The organism is Bifidobacterium primatium (assembly GCF_002802875.1).
In the GTDB taxonomy this organism is placed as follows: domain Bacteria; phylum Actinomycetota; class Actinomycetes; order Actinomycetales; family Bifidobacteriaceae; genus Galliscardovia; species Galliscardovia primatium.
Window position 1 is genome coordinate 1 of record NZ_PEBI01000005.1, and the last position, 17,656, is coordinate 17,656.

General features: G+C 64.3%; 11 protein-coding genes and 1 tRNA gene. 2 read left to right on the plus strand and 10 right to left on the minus strand.

What is annotated here, in order from left to right; genetic code table 11:
* The first annotated feature begins 485 nt into the window (after positions 1-485).
* Complete coding sequence (locus CS006_RS09515) at positions 486-983, plus strand: GNAT family N-acetyltransferase (protein WP_207760040.1); 498 nt, start codon at positions 486-488, stop codon at positions 981-983.
* Between the two features lie 32 nt (positions 984-1,015).
* Here CS006_RS09515 and amrS read toward each other — a convergent pair whose 3' ends face one another.
* The 5 genes from amrS to CS006_RS09545 all read right to left on the minus strand — a co-directional run bounded on the left by amrS (position 1,016) and on the right by CS006_RS09545 (position 6,900).
* Entirely contained in the window at positions 1,016-2,128 is a 1,113-nt protein-coding gene (gene amrS, locus CS006_RS09520; RefSeq protein WP_100511606.1) for an AmmeMemoRadiSam system radical SAM enzyme, read from the minus strand.
* Positions 2,129-2,137: 9 nt separating this feature from the next.
* Positions 2,138-4,147: an AmmeMemoRadiSam system protein B gene (amrB, locus tag CS006_RS09525; RefSeq protein ID WP_243387023.1), complete on the minus strand. Its 2,010-nt coding sequence runs from the start codon at positions 4,145-4,147 to the stop codon at positions 2,138-2,140.
* 167 nt (positions 4,148-4,314) lie between these two features.
* Complete coding sequence (locus CS006_RS09535; protein WP_100511607.1) at positions 4,315-5,451, minus strand: D-alanine--D-alanine ligase family protein; 1,137 nt, start codon at positions 5,449-5,451, stop codon at positions 4,315-4,317.
* Positions 5,452-5,649: 198 nt separating this feature from the next.
* Complete coding sequence (locus CS006_RS09540; protein WP_100511608.1) at positions 5,650-6,648, minus strand: NAD(P)H-dependent glycerol-3-phosphate dehydrogenase; 999 nt, start codon at positions 6,646-6,648, stop codon at positions 5,650-5,652.
* A 178-nt stretch (positions 6,649-6,826) separates the two neighbouring features.
* Positions 6,827-6,900, minus strand: a tRNA-Lys gene (locus CS006_RS09545).
* A gap of 742 nt (positions 6,901-7,642) precedes the next feature.
* On the opposite strand from CS006_RS09545, the gene CS006_RS09550 reads away from it, so the two are divergent.
* The gene (locus CS006_RS09550; protein WP_423734840.1) at positions 7,643-9,151 is read left to right on the plus strand and encodes a C1 family peptidase; all 1,509 of its coding nucleotides are present in this window, start codon (positions 7,643-7,645) and stop codon (positions 9,149-9,151) included.
* Positions 9,152-9,636: 485 nt separating this feature from the next.
* Here the strand turns inward: CS006_RS09550 and CS006_RS09555 are convergent, their stop codons facing one another.
* From CS006_RS09555 to CS006_RS09575, 5 genes are all read right to left on the minus strand, one after another.
* Positions 9,637-11,160: a formate--tetrahydrofolate ligase gene (locus CS006_RS09555; RefSeq protein ID WP_100511610.1), complete on the minus strand. Its 1,524-nt coding sequence runs from the start codon at positions 11,158-11,160 to the stop codon at positions 9,637-9,639.
* Positions 11,161-11,333: 173 nt separating this feature from the next.
* A complete protein-coding gene (locus tag CS006_RS09560; RefSeq protein ID WP_100511611.1) occupies positions 11,334-12,929 on the minus strand; it encodes a C69 family dipeptidase in 1,596 nt (531 codons plus the stop codon).
* A gap of 54 nt (positions 12,930-12,983) precedes the next feature.
* Positions 12,984-13,544, minus strand: a complete 561-nt coding sequence (locus CS006_RS09565) for a YbhB/YbcL family Raf kinase inhibitor-like protein (protein ID WP_100511612.1) — start codon at positions 13,542-13,544, stop codon at positions 12,984-12,986.
* Between the two features lie 54 nt (positions 13,545-13,598).
* Positions 13,599-14,750, minus strand: a complete 1,152-nt coding sequence (locus CS006_RS09570) for a LacI family DNA-binding transcriptional regulator (protein WP_100511613.1) — start codon at positions 14,748-14,750, stop codon at positions 13,599-13,601.
* A gap of 53 nt (positions 14,751-14,803) precedes the next feature.
* A complete protein-coding gene (locus CS006_RS09575; RefSeq protein WP_117434908.1) occupies positions 14,804-17,593 on the minus strand; it encodes a family 78 glycoside hydrolase catalytic domain in 2,790 nt (929 codons plus the stop codon).
* Positions 17,594-17,656: the final 63 nt, after the last annotated feature.

Sequence of the window (17,656 nt, forward strand, 5' to 3'; positions counted from 1 at the left end):
CTGGCAATCAAAAACAAAAATTCAGTAGTACAAAACACGCTCTTGAGTTCTCAAACCACCACCACACACGACCGACGGCACTCACCAGGAGAACCCGTCGCTGTCGGGCAGCAAGATGAAAACTTACATGAGAACGGAGAATCATGCAAACCGGCATGCAAAAGTGCGCCGAGAAACGTTGCAAACAAAGGCTTCTCTCGGCGTGTCGTTTTTAGGCCGCAGCTTCGCTTAGCTATCGCCATCGTAAACCTCGCGCATTGCCGGGGCGTAACTTCCGTCCAACATGCAGGCAAACTCCGGGCGGCGAATGGTTCACCTGCCGTATACGGTCGCCCTTGTATACGGACGCCGATTCGGCGCCGCAACGACTCATGGGCAATATGCCGGTACGGTCGCGGACCGGCCGACGGGCCGGCGGGGTCTACACTGAACGCATATTCCGTGAAGGCACAGGCCGCAATCCTGTACATAGGCGAGGAGGCATCATGATTCGACGTGCGACAGTCAACGACATTCCCGATCTCGACCGTCTGCTCTATCAGGTGGCGGAGGTCCATCACCAGGGCCGACCCGATCTGTTCAAGCCGGACGCTAAGAAGTACACCGACGAGGAGCTCGAGGCAATCATCGCTGACGACGAGCGACCCATCTTCGTCTACGTGGACGAGACGGCGAACGACGGCGACGGTACCGTCCGAGGCACCGGCGTGACGGGATACGCGTTCTGCGTGTTCCAGCGGCATTCGGGAAGCCATGCGCTCACCGACATCACCACGCTGTACATCGACGACCTGTGCGTGGACGAGACCGCGCGCGGCGGACACATCGGCAGCAAGCTGTACCGCCATGTGCTCGACTTCGCGCGCGAGCACGGCTGCTACAACGTCACACTGAACGTATGGTCATGCAATCCGTCGGCGTTGGCGTTCTATGAGCATTGCGGCCTGAAGCCGCAGAAGATCGGCATGGAAACGATTCTGTAGAAAGCGGCGGGAGCCGACGGACGCGGGCTCCGCTAATCCCAGCGGCCGGCGATGGCGGTGCCGCAGTCGGGGCATCGGCCGTCGGCGGTGATGCGATTCGTGCGAATCTCGTACCAGTCGCGTTGGATGAGCAACGCCCGGCAATCCGGGTTCGGGCAGGTCGTGGCGTCGCCTTCGGGATTGTGCACGTTGCCGGTGTAGACGTATCGCAGCCCCTCCTCCATCGCGATGTTCCGCGCGCGGACGAGCGTGGCCAGCGGCGTGCGCGGAATGTCGGCCATCTTGTAGGCGGGGTGGAACGCGGAAAAGTGCAGGGGCACGTCGCGCCCGCAATGTTCGCGGATCCAGGCGCATTCGGCATGCAGCTGCGCGTCGTCGTCATTGAGTCCGGGGATGAGCAGCGTGGTCAGCTCGACCCATACATGATCGCCATCGGGCGTTCGCGCCTCATTGACCGCAAACGCTATGGTTTCCAGCACATCTTGCAAATGTGTGCCGGTCACTTTCCAATAGAAATCCTCGGTGAATCCCTTCAAATCGATGTTGGCGGCGTCCATCGCGCCATAGAATTCCGGCCGGGCGACGGCGCTCATGTAGCCGGCGGTGACGGCGATGGGATGGATGCCGAGTTCGCGGCAGGCGGCGGCCGTGTCGATGGCGTATTCGGCGAAGATGATGGGATCGTTGTAGGTGAACGCCACGGATTCGGCGCGGTATTGCCGGGCGACGTCGGCGATTTTCTCCGGGCTCGCCTCCACGCCGAGCCGGTCCCAGTCACGGGCCTTGGAGATGTCCCAGTTCTGGCAGAACCGGCAGCCGGAATTGCAGCCGGCGGTGCCGAAACTCAATACGGACGAGCCGGGATGGAAATGGTCGAGCGGTTTCTTCTCCACGGGGTCCATGGCGAAGCCGGAGCTGCGACCGTATGTGTCGCAGACGATGACGCCGTCGTGGTTGCTGCGCACGAAACAGAAGCCCCGCTGACCGGGCTTGAGTTTGCACGCGCGCGGGCACAGGTCGCATTGCACTCGGGCGTCGGCCGAGGCTGCACCCGCCGAGCCCGTTTCGCACGGTTCGGCCGGCAGCCTATGCTGCCAACGGCCGACGGCGCGGGGATCATATGACGTCGATGTTCCGCTCTGCATGATGTTCCGCTAATCCTCGTAGGCCGTCACGGTGTAGCGGCTGCAGCGAATGCGGCCGTCCGTCCAGTCCAGATCGCCAGGCAGGCCGGCCTTGGCGAGCAGATGGGCGACGAAATCATATGGCTGCGGCAGCTCGTCCCATACCTGCGGCAAGAAGGTGGCACGGCGGTTGCTGCGCGAATCCTCAAGAATCAAGCCGTCGATATGAGGCCGCAATTCGGTTTCGAGCTCGTCGCGGCTGGCGGCGGCCATGGGCTCGGGCTTCGACAGCACCGACACCTCCACGTTCAGCAGCGGGTATTCCGCCGGGATCACCGGCATGAAACGCGGATCTCGGCTGGCAGCGTCGATTGCATGTTCGGCGACATCCCGGCCAAGCGGCCGGTACGCCTCGAGCGTGCCGATGCAGCCGCGCAACCGACCGCCCTCGGTAAGCGTGACGAAGCTGGCACCGGGGTCGCGCAGCCACGGATGGGCGGCGGCAAGCCGGTCTACGACGGTGTCCATGGACTCAGCAGCACCGGTGATCTCGGCGACGTCCATGGACTCGGAGGCATCGTCATCGTTCTCGTTGTCGTCGATACCGAGATATCGACGAATCGCCGTACGGGCAAGACCAAGCAGCACCGGCCCCTTGTCACTGCCTTTTTCGGTCTCCTGCCGACGAGGGATGTGGCACGCCTCAAGGCGTGACGGAGGGAGAGACGACTTGTCTTCAGCATCATCTTGGGATTCCTCTGCGGAACCGCGAAGATCGTCATCCGCGTGTTCCCACATGGCGAATGAAGCGTAGCCGACCACGGCCTCGTCCGGGTCGGGCATCGCCGGCCGGGAGGCACTGGCCGGCCGGAAGTCGGATTCCGACTGTGACTCATCCGTCGCGGCGGAATCATCGACCAAATCATCGGAAAGTGCGACGCGTCCGTCGTCTCCCGAGGTGCAGCATCCAAGGAATCGCAGGTCGAATTCGCCGGCATGCAGAGTGTTACGGCAGACGTCGAGCAGACCATTGACCGGATAGGCGCCGCATGCGCGATTCGGATGTATCGGCAGGTCGAGCGCGGCGATGCGGGCGATGGTGTCATCGTCAAGCGCCCGCGCGTAGGCGTGCGGATGGTAGTGCGACAGGTCGGAACTGATGACGATCACCGTTTCGGGACCGCCCCACAATGCCCGCAGCACGTCGCCGACTTCACTGGGCGTGGCCGCGCCGGCGTTGAGCGGCACGATCTCCACGTCATTGCCGAGCACGGTCTGCAGGAACGGAATCTGCACCTCGACGGCGTGCTCGCGTGCGTGGGTCGGGTCGTTGAGCAGCAACGCGGGAGCCGGTGCGTCGGGGGCGACGTCGCTGGCGTACGTGTCGTTGGGAAGGCGGAGAAAATCGTCGTATCCGCCGAGTGCATCGGCAATCAGGTTGGCCGATGTATCGATGGCGTCAGCGGCATCGATGGCATCAGTGGTATCGGCGGCGTCAGTGACGCCGGTGGTATCGGCGGTATCGATGCCGTTGGAATCGGGGCCGGCATCGTCGCCGATGTCGTTATCATGCGCATGATGCGCATGCGGGCGGAATCCGAATGCCGCGGCCTCCCCCGCTACGTCGATCGGCGTGATGCCGAGCGGGGTGGCGAACGCGGTTGCACGACTCATGGCCACGCCGCGGACGGCCACGCGATGCGTCGGTCCTACGATCACCGCGCGACGGATCGTACCGCGCCCGCGTTCCAACAGTGCATAGGCGAGCGCGGCGGTCGTGCCGGAGTAGACGTATCCGGCGTGGGGCACGATCACGGCCTTGGGCGCGCCTTCGGGCAGGTGGGCGAGCACGTCGGGAGTAAGCAGACCGCGCGCATAGTCGAGTTGGTCGTCGATCATACGCTGCAGCATGCGCGAATCGGCCGGATAGAACGCGCCGGCCACGGCTGCGGGACGAATGCGTGTGATGGATGTCGCAGATGTCGTATCGGACGACTTGGTATCGAATGATTCCGTATCGGATGCTTCGCTGAATCTCATGGCAATCACCGCCTCACTACCCCATCGTAGTCAGACGGCATACGGGCCGAAATCCCCGTTTCCAGCAATTGATGACGTTTTCTGGTCGTCTTCACGACGAAAAACGACCAAAAAACACCATCAATTCGGATTTTCGGGAATTTCGGCCCGTACCTACTGTCAGCGACCTAGCGCAGCACGCCTTCGATGAGCGTGGTGATGAGGTCGGAGTAGGCGATGCCGGTGGCTTCCCACGCCTTGGGGTACATGGAGATGGACGTGAAGCCGGGCATGGTGTTGATCTCGTTGACCATCACCTCGCCGTCGGCGGTCACGAACGTGTCGACGCGGCTGAGGCCGGCGCCGTCCACGGCGACGAACGCCTTGGCGGCCGTCTCGCGCACCTTGGCCAGCAGCTCGTCGGGCAGATTGGCGGGCACTTCCACGTGGGAGGCGCTGGAATCCATGTACTTGCTGTCGAAATCGTAGAAGGAGTCGGCGTCGGTGCTGCGCGAGTCGAGCACGATCTCGCCGGGCCAGCTCACCTGCGGCTTGTCGCCGGCCTTCGGGCAGAGCACGGCGCATTCGATCTCGCGGGCGTTGATGCCCTGTTCGATAAGGATGCGCCAGTCATGCTTGGAGGCTTCGAACACGGCGGCGGCGAGCGCGTCGGCGTCCTCGGCGTTCTCCACCTTGGTCACGCCGAAGCTGGAGCCGGCTCGCGAAGGCTTGACGAACAGCGGGTATTCAAGGCCGGCGGCCTTCACCTGGTCGAGCAGGGCGGGACCATTGGCGGCGAATTCGGAGGCGGCGTCGAAGTCACGGGCGTCGATGGTGATGCCGGGGGCCACGGGAATGCCGGCCGCGGCGAGCAGCACCTTGGTGTAGTGCTTGTCCATGCAGGCGGCGGAGGCGAGCACGCCGCAGCCGACGTACGGCACGTTCATCATCTCGAGGAGGCCCTGCACGGTGCCGTCCTCGCCGTAGGGGCCGTGCAGCACGGGGAACACGGCGTCGACGTGGCCGAGCGATTCGAGCTCGTTGCCGTTCTGGGCGAAGAAGCCGTCCTGGCCGAGGGCGACGTCGAGCACGACCATCTTCGCGCCTTCGGTGATGGTCACCTCGGGGAGCACGCCGCTGTCGAGGTTCCAGCCGCGCGGGTCCTCGCCGTTCACGATCCACTTGCCGTCCTTGGTGATGCCCACGGGAATCGGCTCGAAGCGGTCGGTGTCGATGGCGTTGAGCACGCTGGCCGCCGAAATGCAGGAGATCGGATGCTCGTCGGCCCGGCCGCCATACAACACCACGATGCGCTTCTTACTCATAATTCACAACCCTCCGGTCGTTCAACGGCCGCCGTTTGCGGCGTCGCCATTCACGAATATTCATCAATATCGATAGCAAGACTACCCCGCCGGTCTGAAAAATAAAATTTGGTATATCCGATTATTACAGGCCGATTTTCGAGCCCTTCATGATCGGATATGCCAAATTACGAAAGCGGTCCGGAGGTGGTTCCGGCCCTACTCGTTGGTGATTTCGGTGCCGAACAGTTCGGAGAGCATCTGCGCGCAGGAGATGCCGTCCTCGAGCACGTGGGTCATGGCGGCGGCAAGCGGTGTGGGAACGCCGAGCTTGTCGCCGAGCGCGACCACGGTGGCGGTGGTGGGCACGCCTTCGGCCACGCCGTCGCTGGCCTTGGTGGCCTCCTCCACGCTCATGCCCTTGCCGAGGTTCGCGCCGAACGTGTAGTTGCGGGAGAGCGGGGAGCCGCAGGTGGCGATGAGGTCGCCCACGCCAGCCAGACCGGAGAACGTCTTCGGGTCGGCGCCGCACGCCTTGCCCAACGAGGTGAGTTCGGCCAGGCCGCGCGTCTCGATCATGGCGGCGGTGTTCTCGCCGTAGCCGGCGCCGCGGGCCATGCCGACGGCGAGCGCGACCACGTTCTTCAGCGAACCGCACAGTTCGAGGCCGATGACGTCGGTGGAAGTGAACGGGTGGAAGTACGAGGTGGAGCAGGCCTGGGCCACACGGGCGGCGGCGTACGGGTTCACGGAGGCAACCACGGTGGCGCTGGGCTCGCGCCTGGCGATCTCCTTGCTCAGGTTCGGACCGGAGACGGCGGCAAAGCGGTTCTCGGGCAGGCCGAGGGCCTCGCGCACGACCTCGTCCATGCGCTTGCCGGTGTTACGTTCGATGCCCTTCATGAGCGAGACGACGATGGCGTCGTGCGGGATCAGCCCCCTGAACTCCTCCAGCGCCACGCGCGCGAACTGGGCGGCGATGGCCACGATGATGATTTCGGCGTGCGCCACGGCCTCGGCGCGGTCGCCGGTGGCGGTCATGTTGTCGGGCAGCTTTTCGACGACCGGCAGACGGTACGAGTTGCGGTGGTTGTCACGGATGTCGGCGACGATCTCCGGTTCGATGGCCCACATCGTCACGTCGTTGCCCGCATCGGCGAGAATCTGTCCGAATGTGGTGCCCCATGCTCCCGAACCCAGTACCGTTACGTTGGTCATCGTGTCTCCTTCGCAAGTCGCCGTGTATTCCCACCCGTCCGTCGGGCCGACGTCATAATCGCGACCATATCGTCGTCGTTATGCGCACATACGAAAGACCATAGTAAACGCCGGCGTTGTCATCTGAAAGTCGTCCGCAAAACGCAAAAGACCTCATCCGAAGATGAGGTCTTGTCTGTGCCCCCTCAGGGATTCGAACCCTGGACACGCGGATTAAGAGTCCGCTGCTCTAACCAACTGAGCTAAAGGGGCAGTTCCTTGCTGCGGTGTTCGCCGCAACGAGAGATAACTATACTCACAAACGAGATATACGCAAATTCGACGGTCGTTTACGGCGTGTCGCAAGTATTTTCAACGGTTTTGATTCGTATGTCGACGACCGCAGCGGCATAAAGCCACGGAGGCGCCATTCTTCAGAGGACCCCTGCCTCATCCTCGCGCATTGCCGCACTCAGGTCATTGCGTGACCAGGTCATTGCGTGACATGGAATATATTTCCGTTCCATATGAACGTTCCTCGGCACGGTTCATGCCACGGAATACATGATCGACGTCATATTGCCTTCCGTACCATATTTTCGTGGCACGGAAGGTGCAATCTCCCGTATACGACGTTCCCTGACAGGATGAACCGACTTTTCATTACCAAAATCATTGCAATTCCAACGATTCGTCTACGAACGGACGGCGGCATCATGGCAGGGAATATCCAAACAAGCGTTGTATCCGCTCCCTGTCATGTTTCCGTGGCAGGGAATAGGCGAATACGAGCCTGCGACGTTCTGTGCCACGGGATGCAATCGCAGACTGCCACGCAAATAACGTATTTCCATAGATGATGCTCCGCGGCACGACCGCCCCGACTCTTCGCCCTAATCGAAATCCGCCGCCCATTTCCGCATCCGACGCCGTAATGTTTGCGGCCGTGCTTTCTCGTCCGCAATGTTCCGACGCCGTAATGTTCTCGTCATTGGGGCGGGGTATGGAAATCCGTATGAACGAAACGACCATGAATCAGAACGCCGCACTGACGGCGAACCAGCTGGGCGAGTACTCCGCCCTGTTCAACGCCGATCGCGCGAACATCGTGGCGGCAAGCGCGGCCACCAGCAGCGGCGTGCTCAAGGCGGCGACCGACTATCGCGGACTGCGCGCCCTGCCCCGCGAATTCTCCATCGAGCTCAAGCAGGGGTCCGTCACCTCGCAGCGTCATTCGGGACGCTGCTGGATGTTCGCAAGCCTCAACGTGCTTCGTCAGGACGTAATCCGCCGTTGGGAACTCGACGACTTCGAGTTCTCGGAGACGTATCTGTTCTTCTACGACAAACTGGAGAAGTCGAATTACTATCTCGAACAGGTATTGGCGACGTTGGACGAGCCGACCGATTCGCGACTGTTCCAAGCCGTCAACGGCTATCCGGCCGACGACGGCGGATGGTGGGCGATGTTCGCCGCGTTGGCCGCCAAGTACGGCCTGGTACCGAAGTCGGCGTATCCGGAGAATGCGAACTCGCGCGATTCCGACGCCCTGACGCAGTATCTCAACGCGAAGCTGCGCGAGTTCGCACTCGAGCTGCGCACCGCATATGCGAACGGCACGAGCGTGGACGAGCTGCGTGGCCGCAAGAGCGCGATGATGAACGACGTGTACCGCATCGTGGCCGTGTCGTTGGGCGAGCCGCCGCGGTCGTTCGACTGGGTCGTGCGCGGCAAGGACGATGACGAGGACGACAAGGGCAAGAAGAACAACAAGGGCGAAGCCGTCAAGGCCGATGGAGCCGATGATTCCGCAAAGGACGGCGCCAAGAACGACGCCGAAGCGGCGAAAGACGCCAAGAAGCCCGACGACGGCTTCGTGAAGGGCAAGGTCATCGCCGAATACGGCATCACGCCCAAGGAGTTCTACGACAAGTACGTGAAGCAGGATCTCGACCGGTACGTCGGCCTGGTGAACGCGCCGATGAAGCGCACACCGTTCGGCAGACTGTATCGTCTCGCCCACGAAGGCAACGTGGTCGGCGGTCAGCCCATCGAGTTCGCGAACGTGACGCTCGACGTGTTCAAGAAGGCCATCATCGACCAGCTGCGCGGCGGCAGGCCGGTCTGGTTCGCCTGCGACTGCGACCAGTTCGCATTGCGCGGCGAGGGCGTGTTCGACCGGGCGAGCGTGCGTGTGGAGGACCTGTTCGGCATCGAATACACGATGGGCAAGGGCGACCGGCTGGAATACGGCGTCAGCCCGTCGAACCATGCGATGACGCTGATCGGCGTGAATCTCGACGCCAGCGGCAGGCCGAACCGTTGGAAGATCGAGAACAGCTGGGGCAAGGATGCGGGCCGTGACGGCTACTTCACCGCGACCGATGCCTGGTTCGACGATTATGTGAACGAGGTAGCGATCCATGACGACGTGCTCGACGACGAGACGAAAGCCATCTTCGGCACCGAGCCGGTGATGGTGCAGCCGTGGGAGCCGATTTCGCGTGCCACGCGCTGCGAGTGAAATCACAGGAAGAGATTTTTGGAGATTTTGCTCTACGCCCTGTCACGGAATCGTGGATTCATGCGGATCGTCGTTCCGTGACAGGCGGCGTGGTACGGAACGACAGCCTGCATCGGATTACGCGTTCCGTACCAAAATATCGTGGCATGGAACGCAAGAAATTGCCCTATCGTCGTTCCGTGCCGCAACAGATCACATCGATGATTTTCGAATCATTGCAATATCAACGATGTCGATGACGACGACCGCGTTGATATTGGCAGGGGAATAGATAATGCCCGCTTTTTGCATTCCCTGACACAAGAAAACGGCACGGAATGCGAAAACTCGGGTTTTCGACATTCCGTGCCGGGAACCATGTCTTCATGTCATTCTGAACGGAGGGCGCAAGCCCAGGGTCGAAGAATCCTGACCCGCGGGAATAAGATTCTTCGACTCACTTCGTTCGCTCAGGATGACAGTGGGAGACAATCACATGGCGATCATCACACGATCTTGGGCATGGGGGTGGTGAGGGACTTCGTGAGGTTCACCTGCACGACGCCGGAGCCGGCGCGCACCTCCACCTTCTTCAGCGTGACCGTGCGCTCCTCGGCGGGAGCGGTGTCGTCGTCGGTCATGGTGGCCGGGGACTTCACGGCGCATACGGCGAAGTCGTTGAGGTCGCGACCGAGGTTGGCGACGAGCTCGCGGGCGTCGGCCAGCGACTCCTCGAAGCCGGGCTTGAACACCACGCGCTCGGCGGGCACGCCATAGGCGTTCTCGGCGATCCAGCGCACGGTGTCGACGACGTCCTCGCCCTTGTGGCTGGCCGGCTGCGACGGCGCATCCACGGCGTTGAGCGCGGTGATGAAACCGTCGAGCTGGTCGAGCAGGCCGTCGCCGCCGTCACGGAACAGGTTGCCGATGATCGGCGCGCGGAAGCCGAGCTCGGCGGCGGTCTCCTTGAGGGCCGGAATCTGGTCGTCCTCGCCCTCCCAGAGGTTGACGAGCGGGAAGGTCGGGATGCCGAGCTTCTCGAGACGGTTCACGTGGAACGGGTAGCGCCACTGACGGTCGGGATCGTCGCGCCAGGTGGTGGCGCGGGTCACGACGAGCGCGGCGGACGGCCACTGGGCGCCGTATTCGCGTGAGGCGATGTCGAGCCACTTCTGCGCGCCGGCGTCGGCGCCGTAGCCGGCCTCGACGATTACGACGTCATGCAGGGCGCAGGCCATCTCCACGGAGACCAGGGTCGGGATGCCGACGGACACGTTGGCGAACGGGCCGCCGTGCACGTACACCGGGGAGCCGTTCACGGTCTCGGTCAGGGCCGGCTTGACGGCGTCGGTGAGGATGTTGGTGATGCGCCACATGTCGGTCAGCTCGGCGAACGTCACCGGCTCGCCGTCGATCGTGCCGGCGATCATCTTGCCCACGCGCTCTGCGATCTCGTCCATCGAACGGGAGAACACGACGATCTGCATGAGCTCGCAGGTCGGGGTGAGCACCATCTTCTCGGCCACGTTGTTCTTGTTCTTGCCGTAGTCCACGGCGATGGAACGCAGGGAGCGGCTCGGCACCTCGGAGACGCGCGGCACGAGCACGGTGTCGAGCTTGCCTTCGTCCACGGCCTTCTCGGCGAAGGAGACGAGCAGGTTCTGGGCCGCCTCGATGGCGCCCATCTCGCCGCACAGACCCCAGTCGATGATCTCGGGGTGGGTCAGGGAGGCCTTGCCGCCGCCGGATGCGCCGCCCTTGGAACCGGCGGCGGTGATGCCCATGCTCGGCTGGCGCAGCACGGCGGTGGCGTCGATGCCGTGGTGGCGAAGCGCGTCGATGAGCGCGATGGTGGTGGTGGTCTTGCCTTCGCCGCGGCTCGCCTTGAGCGGGGTGTCGGCGGTGACGAGAACGACCTTGCCGTGCTTGCGCGGGGCGTCGGGGTTCTTCTTCAGGTAGTCGAGATAGCCGAAGGCGTCGATCTTCTTGACGATGCCGTACTGGCTGGTGAAATCATCGATAGTGGTCATGACTCTCCTCTGGGATTGGCGAGGTTATGCGGTTCGGTTCACGGCCCGAGCCGGCCGATTCGCGACGGCTCGGACCGCTTGATTCGCAACGTTCCTAGCGTACAACACCGGTCGGTGCGTGAGAATTACGCGTCCGGGTGCCGGTATCGTGTGCCGGTACGACGGCCGAATTTTCAGTTGTCGGACAGGTGGAAGTCGTTGCGCATGTTCATGCTGGCGGCGTACAGCACGTCGGAGAGCAGCGCGTCGGTCTCGGCCTTGAGCTGGTCGGCCATGGTCTGGTTGGCGGCGGCGAGCACCTCACGCACCTCGGGGTTGCGCACGGCGGCGACGATGGCGTCGGCGTCGCGCTTCCCTTCCACGGCCTCCTCCTCATCGGCCAGGTCATCGAGGTCGACCGGGTTCTCGTCGAGTCGAGACACCTGCTCGTCGGCGGCGGCCAGCATGCGATGGCCGAGTCCGCCGGTCTTCTCGCAGTATCGGTCGATCAGCGGCGACGTGGCGGCGAAGTTCGCGTCGGCGAGCGCGGCGATGAGCCTGTTCGCCCAGTAGAAGTTGTCGGAGTCGACGTGGTCGGTGGTGTCGGCGAGATAGGCGGGGGTGGCGTCGACGTTCGCGTAGAACGGCACGAGCGTGTTGAACGCGTTGGATCCGTAGGCCATCCACTGGATGGAACGGCAGGATTCGGGACGGTAGGGTCGGATCTGCATGACGGCGAGCTGGCTCTGGCGGTTGATGCCGATGGGGCGCAGGCTGCCGCGCGTGTGCTCGTCGCCGAGCGTGCCGTATGGATCGTACGGGGTGCCCTGGTAGTGCGAGCTGAGCACGTATTTCACGTCTTCGATGGTGATCTTGCGTTCCGGCTGGCGCGCCCACGGGATGTCGTCGCTGTCGGGGCGGTGGGCGGCGTCGGGGCCGTCCCACACCTCGTCGTACGGGTTGAGGAAGCGCTGCATGTACCAGGCGCGCGGCGTGTTGTACACGTGGTCGCGGTCGGAGTGCGAACCGAACGCGTCGCGCGGGTTGAACGGCGAGACGCCTTCGACGGCGAGGTCGAGATGGTTCGTTTCGATGAATTCGCCCAGGTCGGCGGAGCACATGTGCTCCTCCTGGTCGCCGAGCGCGTCGTCGAGGTCGAATTCGTCGATGCCCAGCTGGTTGGGCATGGTCACGTAGGCGTCGTCGGGCACGCGCTTGGCGATCCAATGATGGCCGCCGACCGTCTCGAGCCACCAGATCTCGTTGACGTCGGAGAAGGCGATGCCGTTCATTTCGTACGTGCCGTACTGCTCGAGCAGCGCGCCGAGGCGTTCGACGCCTTCGCGCGCGGAACGGATGTACGGCAGCACGATGGTGAGCAGGTCCTCCTCGCCGATGCCGCCGGGGACTTCCGGCTCGTAGCCGTCCTCGCCTTCCACGCCGCGGGCGGGCACGAGCTCGACCAGCGGGTCGGCGCCGAGCACGCGTTCGTTGGTGGTGAGGGTTTCGGTGGCGCTCATGGCCACGTTGGCCTCGTTGACGCCGGCCTCGCCCCAGATGCCCTGCTTGTTGACGGCATCGGGCACCGACGTGTACTGCATCGGATCGTCGGGCAGGTCGATTTCGACGTGGCTGATGACGGAACGGTACTTGCGCGGCTGTTCCTCGGGCTTGACGACGATGAACTTCTTCGACGTGAACTCGCCCTGCTGCGAATCCTCATTGCGGGCGATGATGGTGGAACCGTCGTAGCTGGCGTTCCTGCCGACCAGAATCGTGGTGCACGACATGACTGTGGTGTTGCTCCTTTGATTGATGTTGTTCGATGACGATGGTAAACGGAATCAGGCCTTGCCGGTGAGGAAGATGGCGTCCTGATCGGGCACGTCACCGGCGGCGTTGGCGTCGCGCAGCGCGTGGACGAGCTCGTTCATCCAGAATCCGCCGTTCAGCCCCTTGAGCGGATGCCTCGTGGCGTAGACGTGCAGATAGTAGTCGTGGTCCTTGTCCGGCGGCTGCGGTCCGTTGTATCGCATGGTCGCGGCCGGGTCGGTGCCGCCGACGAACGGCGACGCCTGCGAGGTGCGGCCCTGCAGGGCCTCGGGAATCATGGCGACCATCTGACGGGAGAAGTCCGGCGGAATCTGCAGCGCATGGGAGTCGTTGAAGTCGTACATCAGCGCGGCGATCGGCAGGTTCGCGACCGTCCAGTGGATCCATTCGAATCCGCAGACGGGGATGGAGTCGGGGTCGGTGAACGTCCAATGCAGGTACTGGGCCTCGGGGGCGACGTCATCGACGTAGAACGGGAAGGAGACGACGGGGACGCCGGCGGCCTGGTATTCAGGCTCGGCCTGCTTGGCGAACACGTCTGGGATCGTGGTGAAATCGGCGGAAATCTTCATAAACCAAGCATAGACCACAAGATGTTGCCCGACGCGAACAACCCGCGCCGCGAATCATCGTGCGGCCGGGCCGACGCTTCCGCGGACGAGCAGCGACGTCGGCAACGCGATGACGTCGCCGTCGCCGGCCGGCGCGCAGCCGTCCGGCAGACGCAGCGCCGCCATGTCGGCGTCGCCGAAGGAATCCAACGCGTACAGTCCCGTTTCGCTCATGCGCAGCAGGGCGCGGACTCCGACCGCGCCGATCTGCGCGCGAGGAATCGTGACGGTCGTCAGTTGGGGACGGACGACCGTGGATATCGGCGAATCGTCGAACGCGATGACCGACACGTCGTCGGGCACGCGGACGCCGTTCTGCGAGAGCCACGCCATCATTCCGGCGGCTATCGCATCGTTGTAGGCGATGACGCCGGTCGGCCGGCCGGCGAACGCGGCGACGTCGGCGGGACCGGCGCCGGCGATCCCACGGCCGAACAGCGTGCGGGCGGCCTGTTCGCCGCCCTGCGCCGACGAATCCACCGGCCCGATATGATGCACCGTCAGGCCCATGGACTGACCGAGGGCACGTACGGCATGCAGGCGCGAACGGTCGGCCCACGAGTCGGGGCCGGAGACATACGCCACCTCGGAATGACGGTTCGAAGCGAGCAATGACAACGCCTGACGGGTGCCGACGGCGACGTTCGGCACGATGCTGGAGACCGACTCCGACGGCCGGTTGAGCACCACCATGGGCACGCGGCGGGCGAGGTGGGCGATGCGGTCGGCGTCCATGCGGTCGGAGGCGATGAGGATGCCCTTCGATGTTTCGGCGATCTCCTCGACGAACGAGACCTCCCATTGGCTGCCGCGATTCGATTCGATGACGCTGATGGCAAGGCCGGAGGCGTAGGCCTCGTTCTGCGCGCCGCGCAGCAGGGCCGATGATTCGGCCGCGTCCTTGACCACAAGGCTGATGATGCCCGAGTTCTTCATCGGGCGTTTGCGATACGGCCGGTAGACGTATCCGAGACGATCGGCGGCCTGACGAATCTGCGCCACGGTGGCGGGATTCACCCGATCGGGGTTCTTGAAGGCGCGCGACACCGTGGATGGCGAGACGCCGGCAGCAGTGGCCACGTCCACCAGCCGCACCGGCTGGGAGGACCGAGATGCGGACGGGGAGGCGGACGCCATATCCGTATCGTCATCGGCCATACCGACCATGTCGTCTCCTCCCCCGGCGTCATACGCCGTGCCGCCGCGCTGCCTGAATCACCTCACATCTTAGCGGGCTGCAGCAGGATCTCGTGGCGACCGGAGGCGAGATGTTCGGCGGCGACCGTGCCCTGCGGGGTCAGCACCGTGGCCTCGGCGTGGTCGGGCACGTCGACGGTTACGCGGACGGCGCCGGCGTCTGAGGCCGAATCCTCGTCGGTCACGCGCTCGGCGCGCACGGTGATGGGCCCGCGCACGGTCGGCACGGTCGCGGCGGCCGAATCCACGGCGCCGCGTTCGCCGGGCTCGCCCAGCTGCGGCCGTACCTCGAACTCGGCGTAGCCGGGCGCGGTCGGCCGGATGCCGAGCAGTCCCTCGGGCAGCAGGTATGCGGGCGATGCGGCCCACGGATGCGAATACGTGGTGTTCGGCTTGTTCTCCACGTCCCATGCCTCCATGGTGGCGCCGGCGCCCTTGTCTATCATGTTCATCCACGTGCGCAGGCCGTCGTGCGCGGCGATCAGCGCCGTGGCGTCGGAGCCGAATCCGGCGGCGTACAGGCCGGCGAGATACACGCTGGCGGCATATACGCTGCATGCCATGCCCTTGCCGCGCAGGAACGCGCCGACCGGTTCGCGCTGCGATTCGGGAAGTTCGGCGAAGGCGAGCGCGAAGGCCGAGGCGTGCAGGGAATGGTGGTCGATGCGCGCGCCGTCTGCACCGTCCGTCAGGCCGTCCACGTAGGCGCCGGCTTCGGCGTCGTAAAGGCGTTCGTGCATGGCGGCGCGCATGCGCTTGGCGATGCCGGCGAATCGCGTGGCGTCATCGTCTCGTCCAAGCGCGGCGGCGATGTCGGCCATGTCGGCGAAGGTCCGGGACGACAGCGCGTTGATGACGGTGTTCACGCGACCGAACCGGAATCCGTCGCGTTCCACGGGCGGCCAGTCGATGAGGTCGCCGTCGGTGTGGCTGGATTCGCCCGGGTCCTTGACGATCAGCCCTGAATCCTCGTCGAGATGCTTCGTCGGCAGCAGTGCGACGAGATCGTCGTAATGATCGGCGATCTGACGGGTGGAGCCGGTGCGCATCCATGCGTCGTGCGCGGCGAGGATGAGATACAGCGGCCATTCGGTGGGCCAGGTGCGGTTGGCGATCAGCCAGTCGACGGAGTATTCGGCGAGCGCGGGGGCGTCGTCGACGGCGAGGTGCGCGTGCTGCTGGAGCCATGCGTCGCCTTCGTAGGGCGCGCGTTCGCGCGTCCACGAATCGGCGTAGATGTTGCCGTTGGTCGATTCCATGGTGTTGCGGCAGAAGTTCCAGACGGTGTCCAGCGTGGCGTTCGACGACGTGAACGACGCTGCGGAACGGTCGAACGGGTAGACGAGCGCGGCGGCCTCGACGCGGTCGCCGGCCGTGCCGTCGCCGTCGGCGCCGATGCCGGCCGCGAGATGGCGCAGCGCCTCAGACGAATCAACGGACGGGATGATCTCCACGTAGCGGAATACGCGCAGACCCCATGTTTCCATGGTCGTCGGCCTGCCGCCGTCGCCGAGATGCCACGTGTCCTCGTAGTTGTTGAAGGCGCTGAGATGCCATTTGACGGAGCCGTCGGGGTTCAGCACCTCGCCGTAGCGAATCTTGAAATCGGCGGGACCGTAGCCGGCGGCGCGTGTGATGCGGACGCCGCCCTCCCATGTGCGGCCGAAGTCGAGGACGAGATGGCCGTCGTCAGTCAGTCGGGACGATGCCGGCGCGTGATACCGCACGGTCGGCTTGTCGGTGGGCGTGGGCAGCAGTGTTGCGAAGTCGCCGCGAATGGCGGCCGGCGTCCAGTCGGCGTCGTCGAAGTCGGGGTCCGCGAATCCGAACGGATAGTTCGCCGCCTGCACGTTCTCTGCCGGGGCTTCGAAATACTGCGTGCCGACGGATGCGGAGTCGGGGTAGATGGTGGCGCCGGGCAGGGTGCGCCAGTCGGGGCCGGTGCCGTAGTGGGCGGTCTCGCCGTCGGCGAAGTGCACGTCGAGCTGGGCGATGAACCGCTGGTCCTCGACGGTGTAGGCGAGCGCGCCGATGGCGTTGGCCTTGCCGGCGTCGAGGAGGTCGGTCACGTCGTAGCCGTCGTAGCGGGCCTCGTCGCCGACGGGGAAGGTCGGGCCGTAGCCGACGAACGTGCCGTTGACCCATGCGCGGTATACGAACTGTCGGGCGGCGCGCGTACTGGATGCGGTCACGTTGAGCGTGGCCCAGACGACGGGCTTGTCGGGCAGGCAGATCGTGCCGCGCAGGAACGCCCAGCCGCGGGAGTTGTGTTCGTCGGCGGCCTTCCTGTCGCCGACGAAGAACGAGTCGTCGGTGGCCACGTCGGTTTCCTCGGGCAGGTCGAATTCGGCCGATTCGTCGATCCGGCCGGGAGCGGCGGCATCGGCGGGCACCCAGATGGGCGTGGCCTGCCAATGTTCGCCGGCGCCGGTGCCGAACGTCGCCGGATGCGACCATGCGGAGACGCGGCCGTCGGCGTCCCATACGCGCACGGCCAGCCAGTAGCGTGTGGAGGCGGGCATGGCGAGGCCGTCGAGCGGGATGTTGACGTCGCCGTCGTAGTCGCGGCGACCGGAATCCCAGACCGTGTTGCCGGAGAGCGGATGGTCGGTGACGATGATCTGGTACGAGCGCCAGTCGGAGGTGGTATTGACGTCGGCGTCGAACCACCAGCGTGCGACGACCGTCGATTCCGGCGCCAGGTCGACCGGCTCGACGCGGTCGTTGATGCGGATGTGCGCGGGGACGCCCGTCAGTTCGGCGGCGCCTGATGCCGCGTCAAGCTCGGCGGCATTGGATTCGTTGGAGTTCACGGTGTGCTCTTTTCTCAACATCATTGTTTGCGGATTTGTCAATGATGATAGAAACGCGAGTCC